Below are 23,879 nucleotides of genomic sequence, written 5' to 3'. Positions count from 1 at the left end.
GACGCCGGGTCGGGTGCCGGCCGGTCGGCCGTGAGGAGTGGTCATGTCGTACCCAGAGATCCGCCCGCGCCGGTTGCGGCGGTCCCCGGCGATCCGCCGGCTGGTCGAGGAGACCCGGCTCGCCCCGGCGGAGCTGGTGCTACCGATGTTCGTCAAGGAGGGGCTGGCCGAGCCGAGGCCGATCGCCTCGATGCCGGGCGTGCTGCAGCACTCCCGGGAGTCGCTGCGCAAGGCGGCGGCCGAGGCGGTGCACGCCGGCGTCGGCGGGATCATGCTCTTCGGGGTGCCGGTCGCGAAGGACGAGACCGGTTCCGGCGGCATCGACCCGGACGGCATCCTCAACGTGGCGATCCGGGACGTGATCGCCGAGGTCGGCGACGCCACGGTGGTGATGAGCGACCTCTGCCTCGATGAGTTCACCTCGCACGGGCACTGCGGGCTGCTCGCCCCGGACGGCACCGTCGACAACGACGCCACCCTGGCCGCGTACGCCGAGATGGGGGTGGCGCAGGCCGAGGCGGGGGCGCACGTGGTCGGGCCGTCCGGGATGATGGACGGCCAGGTCGGGGTGGTCCGGCGAGCGCTGGACGCCGCAGGGCACACCGACACCGGCATCCTGGCGTACGCGGTGAAGTACGCCTCCTCGTTCTACGGCCCGTTCCGGGACGCGGTGGAGTCGTCGTTGCAGGGCGACCGCCGCACCTATCAGCAGGACCCGGCCAACCTGCGCGAGTCGCTCCGGGAGGTACGCCTCGACATCGCCGAGGGCGCCGACCTGGTGATGGTCAAGCCGGCCCTGCCCTACCTCGACGTGCTCGCCGCGATCCGGGCCGAGGTGGACGTACCGGTCGCCGCCTACCAGATCTCCGGTGAATATGCGATGGTCGAGGCCGCCGCGGCCAACGGCTGGATCGACCGCGAACGGGCGGTGCTGGAGACGTTGACGTCGATCCGCCGGGCCGGTGCCCAGATCATCCTCACCTACTGGGCCGTCGAGGCGGCCCGGATGCTCCGCGACCGCTACTGAGCGCTCAGCGCCAGCGCGCGGTAGTGTCCGGTACCCGCGGTGCCAGGTTCGGGCGGTCCGGCCCGGCGGGCTCAGTTGCCGGCGTCCAGCCGGTGCACCAGCTCGGCCACGTCGACGCCGTACTCGTACCACTCCCGATCGGCCTGGAAGCCGAGGTCGGCGTTGACGGCCCGCATCGCCTCGTTGGTCCGGGCGTTCCAGGTCTGCACCTCGGAGAGCTTGGGCTCGGCCGAGCGCAGTTCGAAGAGCATCCGCGCCTTCATCGCCCGGTCGATGCCGTAACCCTGGTGGTCCTGGCCGACGATGGTGTCGTACTGGTCGGCCCGGGTCGGGTGCTGGGCCGGTACGACGACCTCGGTGAGTCCGGCGACCACCCCGGTCTTCTCCTCGATCGCGAGCACGATGTACGGCTTCATGCCCCGCCGGTGCAGGCAGTGCAGGCTGTCCCGGAGGCGCTGCGGATCGTACGAACTCGGCCGTAGATCCAGGTCACCGTCGTCAATGTCGCGCATCTCGGCCTTCGCCATGGCGTACGGCTCGATCAACTCGTCCGGCGGCCCGCCCGGGCAGAACTCCAGACGGTATCCGGTGCCGATTCCCTGGGCCATGTCGCCGAGCGCGCCCCAGTCGACCGAGCCGAGCCGCAGCACGCTGCGATCCTCCTCGTACTCCCGGGCGAAGCCGAGAGCCTCGTAGAACCCGACCGCGGGCGTGTCGCCGATGACCTCGACGCCCATCGAACGGAAGCCCTCCTGGTACGTCCGCCGGGCCGCCGTGGCGATCAGTTTGCGGCCGAGCCCGCGCCGCCGGGCCGCCGGGTGCACCATCACCTCGAGCACACCGATGTCACCCAGCAGGAGTACGTGGGTGTGCCCGAGGATCCGCCCCGGCTGCCCGTCGGCCGAGGGCTCGTCCTGGATGATCCAGGAGATCCGGCGTTCGCCGGGCATCACCTCGCAGAGGTACTCCCGGAGCAGGCCGTTCTCCCACAGGGGGTCCTCCGGTAAGTCGGCCGCGAAAACCGCGTTGATCGCGTCCAGGAAGGACTCGATCTCGGCGGCCGGGGCGGTCCGGGGATCCCACTCGCGCACCATCACCCGTCTAGCTTGCCGTCAACCGCAGCCTGGCGAAAGTGCCCAGTTCTTCAATGTGTCGAGGACATTACGCTAAGTCCGACTGTCCGTGCCGTACTTGTTGGCCGCGTTGAACACCGATTGGGCATATGGCCGCACGTCATTGTAGGAAAGGATGGCGCTCCACCAGTCCGAGGCGACCGACAGGTTGCGGCCTCCCTTGCACAGATAGTTACCGGCCGCCAGAGCCGCGTCGTCGATGCTGTGCGGGTTCTCCACCCCGTCGCCGTCGGCGTCGGCCCCGATCTCCTCCCAGGTGGTCGGGATGAACTGCATCGGGCCGACCGCGCGGTCGTAGGTGGCGTCCCGGTCGAGCCGGCCGTCCTCGGTGTCCAGGATCCGCATGCGGCCCCCGTTGCCGTCCAGCGGCAGGCCGATGATCTCCGGAGCGGCTATCCCGTTCGTACCGAGGATCGCCCCGTTCGCCCGCCCGTGCGCGGATTCCACCTGGCCGATCGCGGCCAGCGTGGTCCAGCGGAGCTGGCAGCCGGGCGCCGTCTGGCCGACCTGCAGCTCGGCGTAGCCGTACGCCTGCATCGCCGTCGTGGAGATCCCGACCCGGGGCCCGATCTGGGCGGCCCAGCCGGCGAGTACGTCCGAGGGGCGCCCGCCGGTCGCGTTCCAGGGCGGCGCCGGCACGCTGGGCGTGCCGAACGCTGGCGGGCTCGGTAGCCCCGAGGGCAGCCCGGCCGGACCGACGGGGAACCCGGGGACGGTCGGCGAGGGCGGTGGCGGGCTCGACGCGGCACCCGGCCCGACCGGTCCGGCCTGGCGCGCGGTGGCCGGGAGCAGGAACGCGCCGGCGGCGCCGGTCGCCGCGACCAGGGCGAAGAGCAGTAGCGCCGGCAGCGTGAGCCGGCCGCTCGGCCGTTTGGACCAGGCGCGTACCGCCCCGGGTGACGGCCAGCGGGCGACCGCGTGCGCGAACCGGGCTCGGATCCGCCGGTTCGGCCCGGCCGGCGCGGTCGCCGGTACGTCGAGGTCGATCGCCGTCTCGCCCGGCTTGCCCGCCGCTGGCGGTGTGGCCGTCGGCGCGGACGTGCCGGTGCTCCCACCTGCGGGCCCGGCGGCGTCCTCGGTCCCGGCACCGGTGGCCGGCTGCACCGTCGGCCCGGCGGCGGTGGCCAGCTCGGGCCCGGCGGCGGACTCCGGCCGCTCGGTCGTCGGGCCGGCTTCGGCGGCGGCCCCACCTTCCGACGTGACAGTCGAATCCGCCTCGGGACCGGTGACCGGGCCCGGCGCGGAGCCGACACCCGGGTCCGACCCGGAACCGGCGACCGGGTCCTGCGCGGTCTCGGTGACCGGGCCCGGCTCGGATTCGCCGGTCGTGCGATCGGCGGCCGGGTCCGGCTCGGACGCGGTCGGCGAGACCGACTCGGCGTCGGTGGCCGTCCGCTCGGCGGGTGTGGCGACCGGCGCCGGCTCGGTGGGCCGGACGGGCTCGGCTTCCGCGCGCGGGCGCGGCACGGTCACCGACGGTGGATCGAAGTCCGGATCCGGGGCCGCACCCGAGCTGGCTAGCGGCCCGTCGAAAACCGGCGCCGCAGGCCGCAGTGGTCGAGTCGTAGAAATCTCGTCGGGCTCCGCCACCCGTCGAGTATTACCCATCGACCGTCGAACGTCAGGTCTGGCCGTACGCTGTTGGTATGCCCCGGTACGAGTTCCGTTGCCGCGCCTGCGGCGACACCTTCGAAATGAACCGGCCGATGGCCGAGGCCACGGCTCCGGCGTCCTGCCCGCAGGGGCACGACGACACGGTCAAGCTACTGTCGACGGTCGCCTTCACCGGTCGCGGTGGGGCCGGTGTCGCCCCGGCACCGGCCGCTCCCAGCGGCGGCGGCTGCTGCGGTGGGAGTTGCGGCTGCTGAGGCCGTAACCCGGCGGTCCGGACCCGGTCCCCTCCCGTCCCGGACAGTGAACCTTTCGACCTGAACAGCGCGGCGCCTGCGCCCGGCTTTCGCCTGCGGCCACGGCCGAGCGCAGGAGAAGGTGAAGAGGGTTCAGTGAGGAGAGCTCGCGACCGTGATGTCGGTTTCGTCGCACAGTCCCCGGTTAGCACCTTGGTACGGGGTCGCGCCGTCCGTTCCTACGATGGGCCAACCCGTAAATATGCGGCAGCATGAACGCGACTTCCAGGGGGCGGGAGGTTCCAGGCATGTCAGCACGGATCCACCTGCCGAGCGGGTTGGTGACATTCATGTTCACCGACATCGAGGGCTCCACGCGGCTGGCCCAGATGCTCGGTGCGGGCTACCGGCCGGTGCTGAGCGAGCACCGGCGCCTGCTGCGGGCGACGCTGGCCGCCAGTGACGGCACCGAACTCTTCACCGAGGGCGACTCGTTTTTCGTCGCGTTCGCCGACGCCTCGTCCGCGCTGGACGCCTCGCTGGCCGCGCAGCGCGCGCTGAACAACCACGAGTGGCCGACGCCGGAAGCCACCCCCCGGGTCCGGATGGGGCTGCACACCGGGCAGGCCGAGCCGCGCGACGGCGAGTACGCCAGCGCCGAGGTGCACCGGGCCGCCCGGATCGCCGCCGCCGCGCACGGCGGCCAGGTGCTCTGCTCCGGCGCGACCGCCAGGCACGCCGCGCCGCTGCCGCCGGGAGCCTCCCTGCTCGACCTCGGCCTGCACCGGCTGCGCGGCTTCGACGACCGGGAGCGGCTCTTCCAGCTCGTCGCCCCCGGGCTGGAGCGCCAGTTCCCCCGCCCGCGCACCGCCGACGCGATCCCGCACAACCTGCCGACCCAGGTCACCTCGTTCGTGGGCCGGAAGGCGGAGCGGGAGGAGCTGGACCAGCTCATCGACGCACACCGGCTGGTGACGGTGGTCGGCGCTGGCGGGGCCGGCAAGACCCGGCTGGCGGTCGAGCTGGCCGGCGGCGTGGTCGAGTCGTACCCGGACGGCGTCTGGTTCGTCGACATCGCCACCGTGACCGATCCCGGACTGGTCGCCTTCGCGTTCGCCGCGGTCCTCGGGCTGCGGCCGGAGCCGGGCCGGCCGATGCTGGAGACGCTTGTCGAATTCGCCGCGTCCCGGCGGATGCTGGTCGTGCTCGACACCTGCGACGCCCAGCCGGCCGCCTGCGCCGAGGTGATCTCGCGACTGCTGGCCGGCGGCAGCGGCGTACGCGTGCTCGCCACCAGCCGGGAGTCGCTCGGGCTGCCCGGCGAGGTGATCTGGCGCATCCCACCGCTCTCCGTCGACCCGGCACCCGGTGGCGGTCCGAGCGAGGCGGTGACCCTGCTGCTCGACCGGACCGCGGCGGCCCGCGGCGGGCGCCGGTCCGGTCCGGCAGAGTCGGCCGACCTGCAACGGGTGGTGACCCGGCTGGACGGGCTGCCGCTGGCGATCGAGCTGGCCGCCGCCCGGCTGCGGGTACTCTCCGCCAGCCAGCTCGCCGAACGGCTGGACGACGTACTCGGTGCCCTGGACGCGGGCCGGGACGACGTGGAACCCGCCCCGGCGGCGGCCCGGGGCTGGGTCGCCAACCAGCAGGACACCGTGGATCTGGCGGCGGCGGCCCGGGGGGTGGCGCCACCCGTCGGCGTCCGCGCGGTCCAGCGCTCGGCCACCCAGCGGCACGTCACCATGCAGGCCACGGTCACCTGGTCGTACCGGACGCTCGGCCCCCGGGCCGCCCGGCTGCTGCGCTGGCTGGCGGTCTTCTCCGGCCCGGTCGACCTGGCCACCGTCGAGTGGCTGCTCAACGACGACCCGCTCGACCCGCTGTCGGTGCTGGTCGACAAGTCGATGATCCAGGCCGAGCCGAACGTCTCCGGCAGCACCTACCGGATGCTGGACCCGATCCGGGCGTACGCGGCGCGCCGGCTGGTCGACGCGGGGGAGGAGCAGACCGCCCGGGACCGGCACGTGGCCTGGTCACTGCACGCGTTGCAGCGGGCCTACCTGGGCCCGGACGACCGGCCGGTCACCCTCTCCCTCTACGCGCTCGACCCGCTCGCCGACGAGCTGCGGGCCGCGCTGCGCTGGACAGTCACCGGTGGCAGCGCCCGGCAGGGGCTGCAACTGGCCAGCGGGTTGGACGAGTGGTGGCGGGAGCGGGGGCTGGCCCGGGAGGGCCGGTTGTGGCTGTTCCGGCTCTACGGCCGGATCGCCGAGACCGGCGAGCAGATCCCCGAGGCGGAGCTGGCGGCGGCGTACCACATGCACTCGCAGCATGCCGGCGCGGACGGTGAGTTCGCGGAGGAGCTGCGCTTCTCGCAGCGGGCCGAGTCGGCCGCCCGGCAGGCCGGCGACGCGGGCCTGCTGATCCGGGTACTCGCCGGCCGGGCCGCGCCGCTGATCGACATGGGACGGTTCGCCGAGGCCGAGCGGGTGTGCCGGGAGGTGATCGCCGAGGCCGAGACGGAGGGCGTGGCCGGTGAGGCGCTGCTCGCCGTCTACAGCCTGGCGGAGCTGCTCTGGCGCCGGGGTGCCCTGGACGAGGCGGCCGAGCTGCTCGGCGCGGCCCGGCCGGTGGAGGCGGGCCGGCCGACCGAGCGCGGCAAGCGTTCCGTCGACATGCTGCTCGGCATGGTGGCGCTGGCCCGGGGCGACCTGGTCGCCGCGCACGACCACCTGGTGGTCGCGTTGCGGTCCCGGATGAGCTACGGCTATCTGGCCAGGGCCTGCGACACGGTCAACGCGATCGCGGTGCGCTGCGCCGGCGGCGGGGACCCGAGGTCGGCGGCGCGACTCTTCGGCGCGGCCCAGCTCACCCGCTCGGCGATGCGCTGCACCCCGGGCACGTTCGGGGCGTACTGGCTCCAGGAGCAGGCTTCGCTGCGGAACCTGATGGGCGACACGGCCTTCGACACCGCGTACGCGGCCGGCGCCGAACTGACCTTGGAGGAGGCGGCGGCGGTGGCCCTGGAGGTCGACCATCCCGACCTGGCCGCCGGCTCGATCAGGTTCTCCCACGTCGAGACGCCGGCCCAGCGCCCGCGGCCCCGGGAGAGCGTCGACGCGCCCCGTGAGGTCGAGCACTGAGGCACGCCCACCGGTCCGGCTCCGTCGAGCGGGGTTGTCGCGGTGGCCGTCGCGGCGTGTTCGTCGAGACGTCGGGACACCCGGAACGGTCGGCACGGTGCCGGAGACGCCGATGCTCCCGTACCCCGAGGGGGCGGGAGCATCGAGGTGGCGCGGTGGTCAGAGGTCCTTGGCGAGGTCGACGAATATCCGCCAGGAGTCGGGGCGGAACGCCAGGACCGGGCCGGTCGGGTCCTTGCTGTCCCGGACGGCGACCACCCCAGGCAGGTTGTCCGCCACCTCGACGCAGGCGCCACCGTTACCGCCGGACCGGGTCGACGTGCGCCAAAGGGCCCCAGTTAAGTCCATATCTTCGACACTTCCTTGATCAGTTCGAGCGATTGTCTGACGGGAAGAGCATAGTTACGCACTACTTCCCACATTCGCACTAGTCTAGCAATTTCGCCCGGTTGATCGACTATCTGTGCCTTGAGCTGATTGTCGGCATACCCGACCCGGCTGTCGTCCGGCATCTCGGCGATGATGAACTGTCCGGCCAGCCCCAGGTAGATCCCGGTGGTGGCCGGGACGACCTGCACCTGGACGTGGTCCAGTTCCGCGAGCGCGACGATCCGCTCCACCTGTTCACCCATCAGCCCAGGCTGCTCTGGGGCCGGCCGGCGGAGTACCGCCTCGTCGATCACCGCGATGAGCTGCGGCGGGACGTCCCGGTTGAGGATCGCCTGCCGGGCCAGCCGGGAGGCGACGTGCCGGTCGATCTCCTCGGCGGTGAACCGGCCGCCGGCCAGGGTTGCCCGAGCATACGCCTCGGTCTGCAACAACCCGGGCACGTACGCCGGCTCGAACCAGCGGAGCAGCACCGCCTCCCGCTCGATCTCGATCCAGTCCCGCAGCCAGATCGGCGCGCTGTCGAAACTGGCGAGCTTGACCAGGAGCCGGGTGTAGGCGCCTCCGGTCTGGAACGCCCGGTCCACGGCGGCCACGTAGTCGCCGGTCGGTGGCCGGTGCCGCGTCTCCACCGAGCTGACGTGCGTCGGAGAGAACTTGACCGTGCGGGCCCACTCCTCCTGGGTCATGGCCCGGGACGTTCGTGCTTCTATCAGCTCCTCGACCAGGAGGTCCACCGCTGCGCCCATCACGCACCCTCCACTCGGAATGTGTCGGCAGCTACGCGGCCCACTCGGGACTACGCGTACGCCGTGGCTCAACTGCGCAAAGAGGCCGGATCGTCGTCCACAGTAGTTACCTCTGCACCAGACTGTCACCGACGGGACCGCTCCGGGGTCGTTACTGGGGGGAGAGCGGTACCCGCGCGGGGACCGCTCGGAGCCGGCACCGCACGAGCGGTCCCCGCCTCCAGACCGGACGCGGAGGGGGTCGCGAGATGAGCTGGATACGCCGTACGCCCGAACGGCATCGAAGGGACTGGCGCCGACTCTGGCGGTACTGCCGGTGTGGCCACCGATGGAGATGTCCCGGCGCGACCCCTGCGGCACGGTCGGCCGGGCCGCCGTTGCCGCCGTCCCGGATCTCCGTGACCGTCGACCCGCCGCCGTCGCCGATCCGGGGCCGGCCGACGAACCAGCGGCTCACCTGGGAGCGTCCGGTCGGCAGCCTGGCTGGCCGGGCCGGTCAGCCGAATCGGATTGGTCAGCCAACGCGGGCCGGTCAGCCGGCATCCGGCCGGGCGGGTCAGCCGGCATCCGGCCGGGCGGGTCAGCCGGCATCCGGCCGGGCGGGTCAGCCGGCATCCGGCCGGGCGGGTCAGCCGGCATCCGGCCGGGCGGGTCAGTCGGGATCGGTCCGTACCGGGCAGCCGACATCCGCCGGGGCCGGGTTCGGCCAGAACGCCGGATGGCGGCGACGTGCCGTGACCGGTGAGCCGGGCCGGCCGGCCGAACCGCACTCGAATTCCGGCGCGCGGATCGTCGATCCGGGCGCACAACCGGGGCAGCTCGACAGTGTGCGCCGGACGGCCCAGACGCCGGGCGGGCCGCGGCGGCGGCCGTTGGCGAGACGCTCGATCTGACCCGGCCGGTCCCCGCCCCGGGCGGGACCGGCATCGGGACCGGCGCCGACGGCAATCGGCGCCGGTCCCGACCGGATCAGTGAACTTCTTCCGACTTGAACGGCGTGGCCCGTTCGCCCCGACTTCCACCGTGGGCACCACGGACCGCGCGGGGAGGTCGAAGGGGTTCACCTGGGCGACGAGCGGCGTGGAGACGCGGAGGTCAGCGGGCCGCGGCCGCGGCGGCCGCCCGGCGTTCGCCGTCGGCCTTGAGCTTCGCCGCCTTGTCCAGGTCGGACTGGCTGATGACCAGCGAACCGAACGCGCGTACCGCTTGGTAGTAGGTCCAGGCCAGGCTGTAGCAGGCCGGGCGGACGAACGCGTTGTACGTCGCGCAGACCCGGCGCAGGTCCTCGTAGAACGCGCTGTCCAGCCGGGCCTTGTTCGGGTCGAACTGGCCGACCGCCTTGTAGTTGCGGTAGCCGAAGTCGTGCCGATGGCAGGAAAGTTCGAAGTTGAACCCGAGCGGGTTGTCCGGGCTGGACGAGCAGTAGTCGGTGCTCCAGTTGAAGGCGTAGTCGGCCCAGGCGGCCTGGTTGGTGCGGGCGGAGTTCCAGGCGTTGTAGCTGCTGGCGCTGGTCTGGGTCCAGCTCGACAGCACCGATAGCTTCTGTTCGGGGGTCACCGCGGCGACAGCGGGTGCGGCGAACCCGAGGAACGCCAGCACCGCGAACATGGTGGCGGTCAGGGTGATGAGTAGGCGACGGGACAAGGCACGTACCTCCGGACAGGAAGGGCTCCCTCGTGGGGAGGCCCGGGCGGGGCGGAGCTGTCACTGGTAAGTGAGCTACGTGGTGACAGTCTCAGGGCATCGTTGCCCGCCGATCTCTATCCGACCTTTATTTTCGTTGACAGACGCCAGAACAGGCGAATGCTCCGAGGTGCCGCACCCCGGAGCATTCGCGCGTCAGTACCGGTCGGCCCCGCTCAGCGGAGCACGAACCACGGCGGGCTGGGCTGGCTCTCGTTGGCCAGCCGGTCCAGCGCGGTCACGTAGTAGCTGTACCGCCGGCCCGGCTCGGCGGTGCTGTCCAGCCAGGACTGCACACCCGCGCCGCTGGACCGGACGGTGCCGACCAGGTTGCCGGCGTCGGCGAAGCCGCAGGAGCCAGGCAGGTCGATCCCGTCGAACCGGTAGATCGCGTACGAGGTGGCCCGGCCGAACGGCCCCAGCCCGTCGGCCGGCTGCCGCCAGCGCAGCCGTACCCCGTCGGCCTGCCGGGACGCGCCGGTCAGCACCGGGAACATCAGCGGCTTGGCGGCCAGGTGCGGCATGGTCGGGATCAGCGCCGGCCGGGAGTAGTGCTCGGCGGCGTAGCGGTCGGTGGCGCCGAGCCGGTTGGCCCGGACCTGCACCGCGCTGAAGTGGATGTTGCCGGCCACCTGCGGGTAGTCCCGGTTGAAGGTCAGGTGCTTCGACATCTCGGCCGGGTCCTGCCAGGGCGCCGGCTGCGCCGGGTCGGCGATCTTGTAGTCCGCCTGCCCGATGTAGAGCTGCACCCGGGTGCCGGCGACCACCTCCGACCACCAGGGCACCAGCTTGGCGTAGTCGGCCACCGCGAGGCCGATGTTCCAGTAGACCTGCGGCACGATGTAGTCGATCCACTCCTCCTTGACCCACTTGCGGGTGTCGGCGAAGTTGGCGTCGTACGACTGGGTCCCGTTGGTTTCCGAGCCGAGCGGGTCGACCGCCTTGTTGCGCCAGATGCCGAACGGGCTGACCCCGAACTTCACCCATGGCTTGGTCGCCTTGATCCGTCGACCCATCTCCTGGACCAGTAGGTCGATGTTGTGCCGCCGCCAGTCCGCCTTGCTGGCGAAGCCGGCACCGTACCGCTCGAAGGTGGCCTGGTCGGCGAAGTCCTGCCCGGCCGCCGGGTAGGGGTAGAAGTAGTCGTCGAAGTGCACGCCGTCGATGTCGTACCGCCTGACCGCGTCGAGCATGGCGGTCTGGACGAACTGGCGTACCTCCGGGATGCCGGGGTTGTAGTAGAGCCGGGAGCCGGCCGCGTTCTGCGGGTAGGCGACCGCCCACTCCGGGTTTTCCCGGGCCGGATGTCCCGGCGCGAGCTTGTTGACGTCGGCGCCGGCGCCGTCCGGCATGGAGATCCGGTACGGGTTGAACCAGGCGTGGAACTCCAGGTTCCGCTTGTGCGACTCGGCGACCAGGTACGCCAGCGGGTCCCAGCCGGGGTCCTGGCCGCGCACCCCGGTCAGGTACTCCGACCACGGCTCGTGCGGTGACGGCCAGAACGCGTCGGCGGTCGGCCGGACCTGCACGACCACGGCGTTGTGGTTCAGCCGCTGGGCCAGGTCGAGCCAGCCGGTGTATTCGGCCTGCTGGGCGGCGATCCGGTCCGGCGCGGTGTACGACGCCTTGGTCGGCCAGTCGATGTTCACGACGCTCGCGATCCACATCGCCCGGAACTGCCGTTTCGGGGTGGCGGGGTCGGTCGCGCAGCCGGTGCTGCCGGTACGGGTGGATGCGATGGTGGTGCTCGCGGGTGCGGCGTTCACGGGCGGGGCGGCGACGAGCGAACCGAGCAGCGCTGCGGCCAGCCCGGCGGCTGCGAGCCGATATGGCTTCATGCGGTGCGTCCCTTCGTTGGGCTCCCCCGGGGGCGGGGAGGGGCACGGCGGCGCCCGTCGGCGGTTTATACCGACATGCTTATGCCGCTGGAAGGAAATTTTCACACCGTGGCCACCGGGCGCAAGCCTTCGATCGACCATGGACTCTCCGCCGTACGGTCCGCCTCCGCCATCCGCCGTGCCGCCCGGGCACCCCCGCATCCGGCCCGCTCTGCTCAGTCGCGCCCTTCTCGGTCGCGCTCGCCCAGGGCGGCCACCCTGACCAGCGCCTCGATCCGGCCCTGTGCCCGGCCGTCCCGGTCGAGCCGCTCGCCGACGATCCAGACCCACTCGTCCTGGTAATAGTGTGAGATGTCGTGCCGGACCTGCTCGACCCGGAGCCGGAGCGGGTAGCCGCCGTACCGCCAGTCCTCCTGACGGAGCTGGAGTACGGTCCCGGCGGCCAGATCGGGAACTGCGGGCAGCGTGGTCACGGCACCTCCAGGCAACGGGAGAGAGTTGTGTAGCGCGGGGGTCTGGGGGCGGATGACCGCACCTGACGTCACAGCGTGCTAATTCAGCCGTACCCAGCGCAACGTATCTAACCAAAATTTCAGCTCGATGCATGGCTGGACGCCCGACCACAACCCGGCCTGTCGGCCCCGATCCGGGTACCCGGCCAACCCGGTGCGATGATCCCGGCTATGTTGTGGGCGTGCGGGCGGGGGCGGCGATGAGGCGGGGCTGGCGATGATCCACTTTCCCGCCATCCGCAGGGGGCCGCTGCGGGCGCTGGGCCAGCGGGTCGCCGCCGCGATCGGTCTCGTGCTGCTGATCGTCGCGGTGGTCTACCTCGACCGGGACGGCTACCGTGACGTCAACGAGGACGGGATCACCCTTCTCGACTCCTTCTACTACGCGGTGGTCTCCCTCTCCACCACCGGATACGGCGACATCACGCCGGTCACCCGGGGAGCCCGGCTGATCAACGTCCTGGTGATCACCCCGGCCCGGGTGCTGTTCCTGATCATCCTGGTCGGCACCACCCTGGAAGTCCTGACCGAGCAGTACCGCACCAACCTCCGCTTGACGCGGTGGAGGAGGAAAGTGAAGGACCACGTCATCATCTGCGGCTACGGCACCAAGGGCCGTAGCGCGATCTCCGCACTGCTCGAAACCGGCTTCGACAAGCAACGGATCCTCGTCGTCGAGCGAAATCCGGCGGCCGTCCGGCAGGCCACCTCGGCCGGACTGGTCGTGATCGAGGGGAACGCCACCCGGTCGGCGACGCTGAACGAGGCGCACGTCCGGCACGCGAAATCCGTGATCATCGCGACCGACAGCGACGAGGTCTCCGTACTGGTCACGCTGACCGTACGGCAGCTCACCGCCGGCCAGGTCCGGATCATCGCCGCCGCCCGGGAGGCGGAAAACGCCCCGCTGCTGCGGCAGAGCGGGGCGCACCACGTCATCGTCTCGTCGGCGACCGCCGGCCGGCTGCTCGGCGTCTCCACCTCAGCCCCGCCGCTGATCGACGTCGTCGAGGACCTGCTCACCCCCGGCCAGGGCATGGCGCTGGCCATGCGCTCGGCCACCCGGGACGAGGTCGGCGTGTCACCGCGCCAACTGGAGGCGCTGGTCATCGCGCTGGTCCGGCGGGGCAAGGTGGTCTCGCTCGCCGACCAGGCCGCCACCGCCATCGAGACCGGCGACATGCTGGTGTACGTCCGCGACGACCGGTCCAGCAGCGGCAGCGCCCCCGCCGACCAGTCCCGCTGACGGTCGCCCGCGCTGCCGGCTCAGGCCCGCCGACCGGCGCTCACCGGTCGACGGGTCCGCAACCCCGGACGTCCTAGAGGATCGTCCAGGTGTCGCCGCTGTTCAGCAGGCCGGCGAGCTGCTCCTCCGGGGTGCCCGTGCTCTTCGCCCGGGCCGCGTCGAGCTGTCCCTGGACCACACCGTCGTAGCTGGGCCGGTCGACGTTGCGGAAGATCCCGATCGGGGTGTTGCGCAGGGCGAAGCCGGGCAGCCGGGAGAGCGCGAAGGCGTACGCCGGCTCGGTCACCGTGGCGTCGTGCACCACGATCTCGTCCGCGGGTACCGAGGCGGTCTCCCGGACCTCCAGACCGAACCCGCCCGGCGGGTGGACGACGCAGAACTGACCAGCGGAACCGAAGGTGATCGGCTCGCCGTGCTCCAGCCGGATCAGGTAGTCGTCCCGGGTGGCCGGCTCCTTCAACTGGTCGAAGGCGCCGTCGTTGAAGATGTTGCAGTTCTGGTAGATCTCCACGAACGCCGAGCCCTGGTGCTCGGCGGCGGCGCGCAGCACCGACTGGAGGTGCTTGCGGTCCGAGTCGATGGTCCGGGCCACGAAGGTCGCCTCGGCACCGAGAGCCAGCGAGAGCGGGTTGAACGGCGCGTCCGCCGAGCCGACCGGTGTCGACTTAGTGATCTTGCCGACCTCGGAGGTGGGGGAATACTGCCCCTTGGTCAGCCCGTAGATCCGGTTGTTGAAGAGCAGGATCTTGAGGTTGACGTTCCGGCGCAGCGCGTGGATCAGGTGGTTGCCGCCGATCGACAGCGCGTCGCCGTCACCGGTGACCACCCAGACCGACAGGTCCGGCCGGGAGACCGAGAGCCCGGTGGCGATCGCCGGGGCCCGGCCGTGGATCGAGTGCATCCCGTACGTGTTCATGTAGTACGGGAAGCGCGACGAGCAGCCGATGCCGGAGACGAAGACGATCCGCTCCCGGGGAATCTGCAACTCGGGCATGAACGACTGGACCGCGGCGAGGATCGCGTAGTCACCGCAGCCGGGGCACCAGCGCACCTCCTGGTCGGACTTGAAGTCCTTGGTGGTGAGCTTGAGGGCGACGGGCTCAGGCATTCTTCACGACCTCTTCCAGCATGGTCTCCAGCTCGGTGGCGGTGAACGGCAGCCCCCGGACCTGGTTGTATCCGATCGCGTCGACCAGGTAGCGGGCCCGGATCACGTGAGCGAGCTGGCCGAGGTTCATCTCCGGGATCACCACCTTCTCGTAGCGGGCCAGCACCTCGCCGAGGTTGGCCGGCAGCGGCGAGAGGTGCCGCAGGTGCGCCTGGGCCACCGGCAGGCCGCGCTGGCGCAGCCCACGGCAGGCCGCGCCGATCGGCCCGTACGTCGAGCCCCAGCCGAGCACCAGCACCCGGGCGTCCGAGTCTGGGTCCTCGACCTCGACGTCCGGTACCTGGATCGCCTCGATCCGGGCCGCCCTGGTCCGCACCATGAAGTCGTGGTTCGCCGGGTCGTACGAGATGTCGCCGGTCTTGTCGGCCTTCTCCAGGCCGCCGATCCGGTGCTCCAGGCCCGGCGTGCCGGGGATCGCCCACGGCCGGGCCAGCGTGGCCGGGTCGCGCAGGTAGGGCAGGAAGGTCTTACCGTCCTCACCGTTCGGCGTGGTGGCGAACTCGACCCGCAGGTCCGGCAGCGACTCGACGTCCGGCAACAGCCACGGCTCGGAGCCGTTCGCCACGTAGTTGTCCGACAGCAGGATCACCGGGGTGCGGTGGGTCAGCGCGATCCGGGCCGCTTCGAGGGCGGCGAAGAAGCAGTCGGAGGGGGAGCGCGGGGCGATCACCGCGACCGGCGCCTCGCCGTGCCGGCCGAACAGCGCCATGTTGAGGTCGGCCTGCTCGGTCTTGGTCGGCATGCCGGTGGACGGGCCGGCCCGCTGCACGTCGACGATGACCAGCGGCAGCTCCAGGGCCACCGCCAGGGAGATCGTCTCGCCCTTCAGCGCCACGCCCGGGCCCGAGGTGGTGGTGACGCCGAGCGCACCGCCGTACGAGGCGCCGAGCGCCGCCCCGATCGCCGCGATCTCGTCCTCGGCCTGCATCGTGGTGACGCCGAACCGCTTGTGCTTGCTCAGCTCGTGCAGGATGTCCGAGGCCGGAGTGATCGGGTACGCCCCGAGGAAGACCGGCAGCCCGGACCGGACACCGGCGGCGACCAGGCCCAGCGAGAGCGCGGCGTTGCCGGTGATGTTCCGGTATGTTCCCGGGTTCATCTTCGCCGGCTTGACCTCGTAGCGGACCCCGAAGTCCTCGGTGGTCTCGCCGAAGTTCCAGCCGGCCTTGAAGGCGGCGGTGTTCGCCGCGACCAGCTCCGGCCGGGCGGCGAACTTGCGCTCCAGGAAGCGGATGGTCGACTCGTACGGCCGGGAGTACATCCAGGAGAGCAGGCCGAGTGCGAACATGTTCTTGGCCCGCTCGGCGTCCTTCTTCGAGACGTCGTGCTCGGCCAGCGCGCCGACGGTCATCGAGGTCAGCGCCACCGGGTGCAGCACGTAGCCGTCCAGCGAGCCGTCGTCGAGCGGGCTGGCCTGGTAGCCCACCTTGGCCAGGTTGCGCTTGGTGAACTCGTCGGTGTTGACGATGATGTCGGCCCCGCGCGGCAGGTCGGCCAGGTTGGCCTTCAGCGCAGCGGGGTTCATCGCGACCAGGACGTTGGGGGCGTCGCCCGGGGTCAGGATGTCGTAGTCCGCGAAGTGCACCTGGAAGCTCGACACTCCGGGTAGGGTGCCGGCGGGGGCGCGGATCTCCGCGGGGAAGTTCGGCAGCGTCGAGATGTCGTTGCCCAGTTGGGCGGTTTCCGAGGTGAATCGGTCGCCGGTGAGCTGCATGCCGTCGCCGGAGTCGCCGGCGAACCGGATGACCACCCGATCCAGTTGTTGGACCTGCTTGCTCACTGCTGCACCTCGCTTCGCTCGGCCCGGTCGGACGGGCTGAGCTCAGGGGTGACCTCGCCTTGCTCGGCCACATGTCCTCCTTGAGCGCCGGTGGCGGGTTGGCGGTGGTGAGGGCCGGGCCCGCTCCAGTCCTTCATTGCAGAGCCTACGTCGATGGTTAGGTGATCCTTGCCCAAGGTCCGTCACATGGGACGCTGTAATGGCAGCATTAGCGTGCTTTCGCCCCACCCGGAAAGCGGTGTCGTTATCCAGATCACCGAACTCCGGACGTCGAATTCTACGAGGCAGAAACCCGACACCGGACGGTAGGCTGCCGCACATGACCGGATACCTGGGGTCGTACGCGACGCTGGGGCTGCTGCTGCTCGCCAGCGTACTGGTCTTCGTCGGGGCGTTCGCCGCCAATCGGGTGCTCCGGCCGGCCCGCCCCGCGGACCCGCCCGGCAAGCGGACCAGTTACGAGTGCGGGCTGGATCCGGTCGGCAGCGACTGGGCCCAGATGCAGATCCGCTACTACGTCTACGCCTATCTCTACGTCCTGTTCGCCGTCGAGGCGGTCTTTCTCTTTCCCTGGGCGGTGGTCTTCGACCGGCCCGGGTTCGGCCTCGTCACGGTGATCGAGATGGCCATCTTCGTCGCCGTGCTCGCCCTCGGCATCCTCTACGCCTGGCGGAAGAACATCCTCCGCTGGACCCAGTGAACCTTCTTCAACCTCCCCTTGCGGTCCGGCGGACCGCAAGGTCGGACGCGGTGGGTGGGCGCCGCGCGGTTCAGGTTGAAAGGTTCAGCGACCCGGGTCTGAGAGCGGACCGGGCGGGTTAGGCCAGTCCGCGCCGGGACACCGCGGGCGGCCGGTCGCCCCGGATCGAGGCGACCATGTCCAGCAGCCGCCGGGTCGGGCGTACCTGGTGGGCCCGGAAGACCCGGGCACCCAGCCAGGCCGAGATCGCGGTGGCCGCGAGGGTGCCCTCCAGCCGCTGGTCCACCGGCAGGTCAAGGGTCTCCCCGACGAAGTCCTTGTTGGACAGGGCCACCAGTACCGGCCAGCCGGTGCCGGTCAACTCGCCGAGTCGCCGGGTGATTTCCAGCGAGTGCCGGGTGTTCTTGCCGAAGTCGTGCGCCGGGTCGATCAGGATGCCGTCCCGGCGTACCCCGAGCCGGACCGCCCGGTCGGCGAGCCCGGTGACCGTGTCGAGCACGTCGCCCAGCAGGTCGGGAAAGGCCGCCCGGTGCGGCCGGGTACGCGGCGTCAACCCGCCCGCGTGCGAGCAGACCAGTCCGACCCCGGTCGCGGCGGCCACCTCGGCGAGCGCCGGATCGGCACCGGACCAGGTGTCGTTGAGCAGGTCGGCGCCGGCCGCGATTGCCTCGACGGCCACCTCGGCCCGCCAGGTGTCGATCGAGATCACCACGTCCGGAAAGGCGGCCCGGACGGCGGCGATGGTGCCGACGGTACGACGGATCTCCTCGGCCACATCCACCTCGGCACCGGGCCCGGCCTTCACCCCGCCGATGTCGATGATCTCCGCACCCTCGGTCACCGCCCGCTCCACGGCCCGCAGCGCGCTCTCCGCCGCGAAGGTCACGCCCCGGTCGAAGAACGAGTCCGGAGTACGGTTCACGATCGCCATCACGGCGAGGTCGCCGGGCGCGAACGTGCGCCGCCCCAGTCGAAGCGCCTCCGCCATCCACTCCTCCTCCACCGTCTTCGCGCTGATCACGCTAGTCGGCTCCGGACCGCCGTACCCGTGCGGGCGCCCGCGTCGGTCGGGCCCGCGAGCCGGGGTGCCGGGCCGCCGTGAGCACCGCCGTCCGGTCCGGCGGCGGTGCCGGCGGGCAGGGTTTCACGTCTGTCGAAGAATGACCGGGGTGGCGGGGTCGCCCGGCCCGGCTCGCCATGCCACCATCGGCGGATGGGTCAGGTTCTGCTCCTCTTGGTCGTGGCGCTGACCGTCGCGGCGGTGGTCTTCGGGGTGACGGTGCTGGTGACCGGTTCCGATCCGGGGCTGGGCACCGCCGAGCCGGACGGTCGGGCGGTGCCGCTGCCCGGCAACCGGCCGCTGCTGGAGACCGACGTCGGGCAGGTCCGGTTCGACCTGGCACTGCGGGGGTACCGGATGGCCCAGGTCGACCTGGCGCTGCGCCGCACGGCGTACGACATCGGCTACAAGGACGAGTTGATCGGGGTGCTCCAGGCGGAGGTCACCGCGTTGCGGGAGGGACGGCTGGACGACGCCGAGGTGCTCCGCCGGGCCCGGGAGGCAGCTCTCGTACCGGCCGGGTCGGCCGGCGCCGCGCCGGACGCCGTGGTCGACAACTCCTCGGCCCGTACGCTGGCCGCCGCGGCGACGACCGGCGGGATCGGGGTCCACTCGTCGCCGGTGCCACCGGTCACCGGCCCGGCCGACGCCGCCGGCGCTGGCCCGAGCGGCTCCGAGCGCCGGTCCGGGCTGGCCGAGCCGGCGCCGCTCGAGTTCCAGCCGGTCGAGTTCGGGTCCGAGCCGTCGCCCCGGCCCGAGCCTGCTCCGGCGGAGGCTGCCGCGCCAGCGACGGACGACCGGACGGACGGCGACGAACCGGCCCCGACCCGGCCGGTCCGGGCGGGCGGCTCCGTGATCGAGGCCGAGGACGGCGACCTGACCGAGGCCACGGCACCGATCCGGCCGGCCGCCAGCAACGGATCGAGCGATCCGACCGGCGACGGCGAGGACGACCAGCCGGCCCGGCCGGTACCGGCGGACGCCGCCGACGAGTCGGACGAACCGGCCGACGAGGCGCACACCACCCGGGTCGGGCGGCCGGTGCAGGCAGACGGGGCGGCCGGGCCGAGCGGACCGGCGGAGCAACCGGAGCGGGCGTGAGCGCCGCCGACCCGGGCGGTGCGGATCCGGACGGCACCGAGGGGCTCCGTGCAGCAGCCCAGCCCGGCGCCGGAGAGGTCACCGCGACGGTCATCGTCGCGGCCCCCGCACCCCGGGTCTTCGCCGCGCTGACCGCCTGGGAACGGCAGGGCGACTGGATCCCGTTCACCCGGGTCCGCCTGGTGGAGGGGGACGGGGGCGAGGGCAGCCTGGTGGAGGCGGTCACCGCGGTCGGGCCGGCCGTGCTCCGCGACGAGATGCGGGTGGTCCGGGTGGACCCGCCGTACGAGGTGCGGGTGGTGCACTGCGGCGGTCTGCTGCGCGGTCCCGGGGTGTTGCGCTGCACCCAGATGGCCGAGGACCGGACCCAGGTGGTCTGGCACGAGTGGTTCCACCTGCCCGGCGGCTCGGCCGGCCGGGTGGCCTGGCCGGTGCTCTGGCCCGGCTCCAAGTTCGGCCTCACCCAGGCGCTGAAGCGGTTTGCCCGGCTGGTGGAGCGCGGCCAACTGCCCTGACCCCCGGCACCATCCGGCGGTGCCCGTGGCCGTGCCCGTGCCCGTGCCCGTGGCCGTGGCCGTACCGGGCGGCGGTGATGCCGGTCACCAGCGGGTTGTCGGCGGGTTGGCCTACCGTTGACGCCGTGACTGATCTGGTGACCGGCGACGACGGGCTGGCCCGCTGCCGCTGGGGCGCGAGCACTCCGGACTATGCCGTCTACCACGACGAGGAGTGGGGCCGACCGCTGCACGGCGACGACGCGCTCTACGAGCGGCTGACGCTGGAGGCGTTCCAGTCCGGGCTCTCCTGGCTGACCATCCTGCGGAAGCGGCCGGCGTTCCGGCTCGCCTTCGACGGGTTCCACCTGGAGACCGTGGCCGGCTACGGCGACGCGGACGTCAGCCGGTTGATGGCCGACGCCGGCATCGTACGGAACCGGGCGAAGATCGAGGCGGCGATCGCCAACGCGCGGGCCGCGCTCGACCTGCCGGACGGGCTGGCGGCACTGCTCTGGTCGTTTGCCCCGGCCGCCCGGGCGGCCCGGCCCCGGTCCTTTGCGGAGGTGCCGGCGATCACGCGAGAGTCGACCGCGATGGCCAAGACGCTCCGGAAGCGGGGTTTCCGGTTCGTCGGCCCCACCACGGCGTACGCACTGATGCAGGCGACCGGCATGGTCGACGACCACCTCGACGGCTGCCACGTCAAGCCGCCGGCCGCCGCCGTGATGGGATAGCGGCATGAGTGCAGCGGGTTCGGCCCGGACGTGGGCCGTCGTCATCCCCGGTGAGCGCTACGAGGCCGAGCGGCTCTTCCACCACGACACCCTGGAGCTGACTGGCCGCAACGGCGGGCCCCGACCCGGCCCCGGCGATCCCGTCCTGGTGGTCCGCGACGAGCGGCCGCCACTGGTGGTCGCGCTCGGCCGGGTGATCGCCGCCGACGGCGTCGAGGAGCGGGATCCGGACGATCCGCAGTCCGGACCGGGCGAGACCGGGGCGCTCGCGGTGACGTACACCCGGCAGGTCTTCGATGAGCCGGTCCCGGCCGACCGGCTCGCCCTCGACGGCCCGGTCACCCCGGTCGACCCAGCGGTCTACCAGGAGCTGGCCGGGCGGGTCGGCCCATCGCCGGAGCGCCGGAACTACCTGGTCAGCCTCGACCTGCCGATCGAGGCGGGGTCACCGGCCGAGGCGGTCCGGCTGTTCTGGGCGTACGTCCAGGAGCTGGGCCCCCGCGAGCTGCCGGCGTTCGTCGCACCGTCGGACGACGAGCTCGCGATGCAGGCGTTCGTGCTCGGCGTCGAGGCCAACCAGGATCCGGAGGAGGACGAGGACTGAGCCGCCCTCGGGCACCGGTTGCCGGCCGCCGTCAGGTCAGCACCCCGGACAGCCGGCCCCGCCAGCCGGCCAGCACCTGCTCCGGTTCGGTGTCGAGGACCCGCTCCAGCAGGCTGGCGTAGACGTCCCGGAAGTCGGTGGTGAACCGCAGGTCGCCGTCGTCGAGCCGGGTCAGGCTGGGCGGTTCGCCGTGCAGGCCGCCGCGTACCCCGGCGCCGAGCAGGAAGACGTCGGACGCGGTGCCGTGGTCGGTGCCGTCCGAGGCGTTGGCCCGGACCCGCCGGCCGAATTCCGAGTACACCGCCACCACCACCCTGCGCCCGGCCTCGGTGCCGGCCATCCGGTCGACAAAGCCGGTCAGCGCCTTGTCGACCTGGCCGAGCAGCACCGCCTGGAGTTGCTTCTCGTCGGCGTGGGTGTCGAAGCCGCCCAGCGAGACCGAGAAGACCCGGCTCGACACCCCGGCCTCGACGCACTGCGCCACCAGGTCGAGTTGGGCGGCGAGCGGGCTGCGCGCCCCGCCGGTCGCGGTCGCGGCCGGCCGGTCGTCGTTACCGCCGTCGTCGGCCTCGTCGGCTTCCTCGGCCGCGTCGCGTACCTCGGTGAGCATCGCGTCGACGGCGCGCAGGTCGGCGAAGCAGGCGGCGGCCCGGGCCTGGCCGGCCGGTTCGCCGGGCTCCGCCACCGCGAGCTTGGCCAGCGTCGGGTCGCCGACCGGGCGGCGGGCCTTCCGCTCGGTCACCGGTACGGCGGCACCCGCGCTGCGGGCACCGGCGAGCAGCGGCGGCAGGGTCGGCTCGAAGGAGACCGCGAGCCGGGGGTCGCCGCCCACCCCGTCCAGCCAGCGGCCCAGCCAGCCGGTGTGCTCGGGGCGGTCGGGGCGGGCGGTCTGCCAGATGTCCATCGAGCGGAAGTGACTGCGGTTGGGTGTCGGATATCCGACACCGCGCACGATGGCCAGCCTGCCCTCGCCGTACAGCCGGTGCAGCCCGGCCAGCGCCGGGTTCAGCCCCACCCGGTCGTCCAGCCGCTTCACCTCGTCGGCCGAGTACGCCAGCTCGGGGCGGGCGTCCTGGTAGGCCGGATCGGCGTACGGGACGACGGTGTTCAGGCCGTCGTTGCCGCCGTAGAGGGTGACCAGGACCAGGGTACGGGCCTGCGGGTCCCGGTCACCGGCCGTGTCGAACAGGTCCGACAGGCCGTACGCGCCTGCGCCGGCCGCGAGCGCACCCGCCCCGGCCACGCCACTGGCGAGCAGGAACCTGCGTCGGGTGAGGATGTCCATCCGCTCGTCCCCTCCTCGTCAACTGACCGTGTACTCGGGGCTGACCAGCCCGGCGACCAGCAGCCGGCGCGGGTCGTCGGCCAGCGGGGCCAGGGCGGCCCGGGTGCGTGGCGTCCAGCGGTCCACCACCAGCAGCCGGGCCAGCGCCTCCGGCCGGTCGTCCCGGGCGGTGCCGGCGAGCCGCCGGGTCACCTGCGGGGCCGCGGCCCCGGCCAGCAGCGCGGCCAGCCGCATCCGGGCCTGCAACGACGAGGTGGTCAGCCAGGCCGGGCCGGCCGGCCAGCCACCGACGCTCGGCGGTCGCAGCGGCACCTGGTCCATCCCGGCCAGCCGGTTGGCCAGTTCCCGGCGCTGCTGGTCGGGGAGCTTGCCGGGCCGGATGCCGAGCTGGCGCATCGCCCCGACCGCCCACTCCACCGGCTGCTTCACCAGCCCGCCCCGGGCCTGCCCGAACTCCGGCGCGGTGAAGAGCGCCCGGAGCACCTCGACGGTGGTGCCACCGGCCAGCGCCTCCGGTGGCGGCGCGTCGGCGCCGGCGAACCGGGCCCAGAGCCGAGCCGAGACGAAGGCGCCGGCCTCGGGGCGGGCGGCCAGCAGCCGGGCGTACGAGTCGGCGTCGAACGCCGCCGTCTGGCCCAGGATCGTCTTCCCGGCCGGATCGTGCCGGCGCCGGACGAACCGCGCCTCGCCGGTACGCCGGTCGACCTGCCAGCCGGTCAGCGCCCGCGCCCCGGCCTTGACGTCCGCCTCGGTGAAGTGCCCGATGCCGAGGGTGAACAGCTCCATCAGCTCCCGGGCCAGGTTCTCGTTCGGGGCGGTACGGGTGTTCTTCTGCCCGTCCAGCCAGAGGATCAGCGCCGGATCCCGCACCATCGCCCGGACCAGTGCCTCGAACGGCCCCCGGCCGTACCGCCGGAAGGTGTCTAGCTGCCCGAGCATGAGCTGGGCAGAGCGCACCTTGCGTACGCTGGTCGCCCAGTGCCCGTGCCAGAAGAAGACCAGCTTCTCGGTGAGCTGGTGCTCGGCGGCGACCATCCGGTCCAGCCACCAGTCGACCAGCCCGCGTACCTGTTCCGCCCGCTGCTTCTGGGCCTGCTGCCGCTGCTCCCGACCGGACTCCCTGGTGATCCCGGCGTACGCGTCGGCGCCGAGTTCGGGGGGCGGGGTGGCCGCCGCGCCGGGGTCGGTGCCGACCGGGCTGAGCAACCGGTCCAGCGTGGCCGCCAGCCCGGCGCGTCCGGCCGACTCCACCTCGGCGACTGTCGGCCCGAAGGTGGCGCGGCGCAGCAGGCGTACGACGGCGTCCCGATCGACCATGCGGCTGACCCTAGGCCGGTTGGGTACGAGCTCGGAAGGCCGGCGATCGAGATCGGTCTGCGTCAGCG

The 23,879-nt window shown here is 72.4% G+C and carries 20 protein-coding genes and 1 pseudogene; 9 read left to right on the top strand and 12 right to left on the bottom strand.

The window, feature by feature from the left end; all coding sequences use genetic code 11:
- The first annotated feature begins 43 nt into the window (after positions 1 to 43).
- A complete protein-coding gene (hemB, locus tag AAH979_RS21345) occupies positions 44 to 1,027 on the top strand; it encodes a porphobilinogen synthase (protein WP_346259878.1) in 984 nt (327 codons plus the stop codon).
- A gap of 71 nt (positions 1,028 to 1,098) precedes the next feature.
- Here the strand turns inward: hemB and AAH979_RS21340 are convergent, their stop codons facing one another.
- Positions 1,099 to 2,121, bottom strand: a complete 1,023-nt coding sequence (locus AAH979_RS21340) for a GNAT family N-acetyltransferase (protein WP_346259899.1) — start codon at positions 2,119 to 2,121, stop codon at positions 1,099 to 1,101.
- Between the two features lie 72 nt (positions 2,122 to 2,193).
- Positions 2,194 to 3,633 carry a lytic murein transglycosylase gene (locus tag AAH979_RS21335; protein WP_346259877.1) on the bottom strand — a complete coding sequence of 480 codons (1,440 nt, stop codon included), beginning with the start codon at positions 3,631 to 3,633 and terminating at the stop codon, positions 2,194 to 2,196.
- Between the two features lie 173 nt (positions 3,634 to 3,806).
- Between AAH979_RS21335 and AAH979_RS21330 the strand changes: the two genes are divergently transcribed.
- Together AAH979_RS21330 and AAH979_RS21325 are read left to right on the top strand one after the other, a co-directional pair.
- Positions 3,807 to 4,028, top strand: a complete 222-nt coding sequence (locus tag AAH979_RS21330) for a zinc ribbon domain-containing protein (RefSeq protein ID WP_346259876.1) — start codon at positions 3,807 to 3,809, stop codon at positions 4,026 to 4,028.
- A gap of 287 nt (positions 4,029 to 4,315) precedes the next feature.
- Positions 4,316 to 7,150, top strand: coding sequence for an adenylate/guanylate cyclase domain-containing protein (locus AAH979_RS21325; RefSeq protein WP_346259875.1), 2,835 nt, complete (start codon positions 4,316 to 4,318; stop codon positions 7,148 to 7,150).
- A 159-nt stretch (positions 7,151 to 7,309) separates the two neighbouring features.
- On the opposite strand, the gene AAH979_RS21320 is transcribed toward AAH979_RS21325, so the two are convergent.
- The 5 genes from AAH979_RS21320 to AAH979_RS21300 all read right to left on the bottom strand — a co-directional run bounded on the left by AAH979_RS21320 (position 7,310) and on the right by AAH979_RS21300 (position 12,280).
- A complete protein-coding gene (locus AAH979_RS21320; protein WP_346259874.1) occupies positions 7,310 to 7,498 on the bottom strand; it encodes a DUF397 domain-containing protein in 189 nt (62 codons plus the stop codon).
- Positions 7,489 to 8,286, bottom strand: coding sequence for a helix-turn-helix transcriptional regulator (locus tag AAH979_RS21315; RefSeq protein WP_346259873.1), 798 nt, complete (start codon positions 8,284 to 8,286; stop codon positions 7,489 to 7,491). Before AAH979_RS21315 ends, AAH979_RS21320 begins: the two co-directional genes overlap by 10 nt.
- Positions 8,287 to 9,381: 1,095 nt before the next feature.
- Positions 9,382 to 9,930 carry a phospholipase gene (locus tag AAH979_RS21310; protein WP_346259872.1) on the bottom strand — a complete coding sequence of 183 codons (549 nt, stop codon included), beginning with the start codon at positions 9,928 to 9,930 and terminating at the stop codon, positions 9,382 to 9,384.
- A gap of 215 nt (positions 9,931 to 10,145) precedes the next feature.
- The gene (locus tag AAH979_RS21305; protein ID WP_346259871.1) at positions 10,146 to 11,807 is read right to left on the bottom strand and encodes a family 10 glycosylhydrolase; all 1,662 of its coding nucleotides are present in this window, start codon (positions 11,805 to 11,807) and stop codon (positions 10,146 to 10,148) included.
- A 215-nt stretch (positions 11,808 to 12,022) separates the two neighbouring features.
- Positions 12,023 to 12,280: a hypothetical protein gene (locus AAH979_RS21300; protein ID WP_346259870.1), complete on the bottom strand. Its 258-nt coding sequence runs from the start codon at positions 12,278 to 12,280 to the stop codon at positions 12,023 to 12,025.
- A 256-nt stretch (positions 12,281 to 12,536) separates the two neighbouring features.
- Between AAH979_RS21300 and AAH979_RS21295 the strand changes: the two genes are divergently transcribed.
- On the top strand, positions 12,537 to 13,565 hold the full coding sequence (locus AAH979_RS21295) for a potassium channel family protein (protein ID WP_346259869.1): 1,029 nt from the start codon (positions 12,537 to 12,539) through the stop codon (positions 13,563 to 13,565).
- A gap of 73 nt (positions 13,566 to 13,638) precedes the next feature.
- Here the strand turns inward: AAH979_RS21295 and AAH979_RS21290 are convergent, their stop codons facing one another.
- Together AAH979_RS21290 and AAH979_RS21285 are read right to left on the bottom strand one after the other, a co-directional pair.
- Positions 13,639 to 14,673 (bottom strand): 2-oxoacid:ferredoxin oxidoreductase subunit beta, encoded by a 1,035-nt coding sequence (locus AAH979_RS21290; RefSeq protein ID WP_346259868.1) that lies wholly within the window; start codon positions 14,671 to 14,673, stop codon positions 13,639 to 13,641.
- Complete coding sequence (locus AAH979_RS21285) at positions 14,666 to 16,513, bottom strand: 2-oxoacid:acceptor oxidoreductase subunit alpha (RefSeq protein ID WP_346259867.1); 1,848 nt, start codon at positions 16,511 to 16,513, stop codon at positions 14,666 to 14,668. The genes AAH979_RS21290 and AAH979_RS21285 overlap by 8 nt, the downstream gene beginning before the upstream one ends.
- A gap of 319 nt (positions 16,514 to 16,832) precedes the next feature.
- On the opposite strand from AAH979_RS21285, the gene ndhC reads away from it, so the two are divergent.
- Positions 16,833 to 17,213 carry an NADH-quinone oxidoreductase subunit A gene (gene ndhC, locus AAH979_RS21280; RefSeq protein WP_318400221.1) on the top strand — a complete coding sequence of 127 codons (381 nt, stop codon included), beginning with the start codon at positions 16,833 to 16,835 and terminating at the stop codon, positions 17,211 to 17,213.
- 118 nt (positions 17,214 to 17,331) lie between these two features.
- On the opposite strand, the gene folP is transcribed toward ndhC, so the two are convergent.
- On the bottom strand, positions 17,332 to 18,201 hold the full coding sequence (gene folP / locus AAH979_RS21275; protein ID WP_346259898.1) for a dihydropteroate synthase: 870 nt from the start codon (positions 18,199 to 18,201) through the stop codon (positions 17,332 to 17,334).
- Positions 18,202 to 18,426: 225 nt separating this feature from the next.
- On the opposite strand from folP, the pseudogene AAH979_RS21270 reads away from it, so the two are divergent.
- From AAH979_RS21270 to AAH979_RS21255, 4 genes and pseudogenes are all read left to right on the top strand, one after another.
- Positions 18,427 to 18,780 (top strand): annotated as a pseudogene (locus tag AAH979_RS21270) (DivIVA domain-containing protein); the annotation flags it as partial.
- Positions 18,781 to 19,370: 590 nt separating this feature from the next.
- Entirely contained in the window at positions 19,371 to 19,889 is a 519-nt protein-coding gene (locus tag AAH979_RS21265; RefSeq protein WP_346259866.1) for an SRPBCC family protein, read from the top strand.
- Between the two features lie 125 nt (positions 19,890 to 20,014).
- Positions 20,015 to 20,605 carry a DNA-3-methyladenine glycosylase I gene (locus tag AAH979_RS21260; protein ID WP_346259865.1) on the top strand — a complete coding sequence of 197 codons (591 nt, stop codon included), beginning with the start codon at positions 20,015 to 20,017 and terminating at the stop codon, positions 20,603 to 20,605.
- Positions 20,606 to 20,609: 4 nt separating this feature from the next.
- On the top strand, positions 20,610 to 21,209 hold the full coding sequence (locus tag AAH979_RS21255; protein ID WP_346259864.1) for a hypothetical protein: 600 nt from the start codon (positions 20,610 to 20,612) through the stop codon (positions 21,207 to 21,209).
- A gap of 31 nt (positions 21,210 to 21,240) precedes the next feature.
- Here the strand turns inward: AAH979_RS21255 and AAH979_RS21250 are convergent, their stop codons facing one another.
- The gene (locus tag AAH979_RS21250; RefSeq protein ID WP_346259863.1) at positions 21,241 to 22,494 is read right to left on the bottom strand and encodes a DUF1501 domain-containing protein; all 1,254 of its coding nucleotides are present in this window, start codon (positions 22,492 to 22,494) and stop codon (positions 21,241 to 21,243) included.
- An 18-nt stretch (positions 22,495 to 22,512) separates the two neighbouring features.
- The gene (locus AAH979_RS21245) at positions 22,513 to 23,811 is read right to left on the bottom strand and encodes a DUF1800 domain-containing protein (RefSeq protein WP_346259862.1); all 1,299 of its coding nucleotides are present in this window, start codon (positions 23,809 to 23,811) and stop codon (positions 22,513 to 22,515) included.
- Positions 23,812 to 23,879: the final 68 nt, after the last annotated feature.

The organism is Plantactinospora sp. ZYX-F-223 (assembly GCF_039649625.1).
Taxonomy (GTDB): Bacteria; Actinomycetota; Actinomycetes; order Mycobacteriales; family Micromonosporaceae; genus Plantactinospora.
The sequence above is the reverse complement of the archived record's forward strand: the minus strand, read 5'-3'. Positions and strand labels throughout refer to the sequence as shown.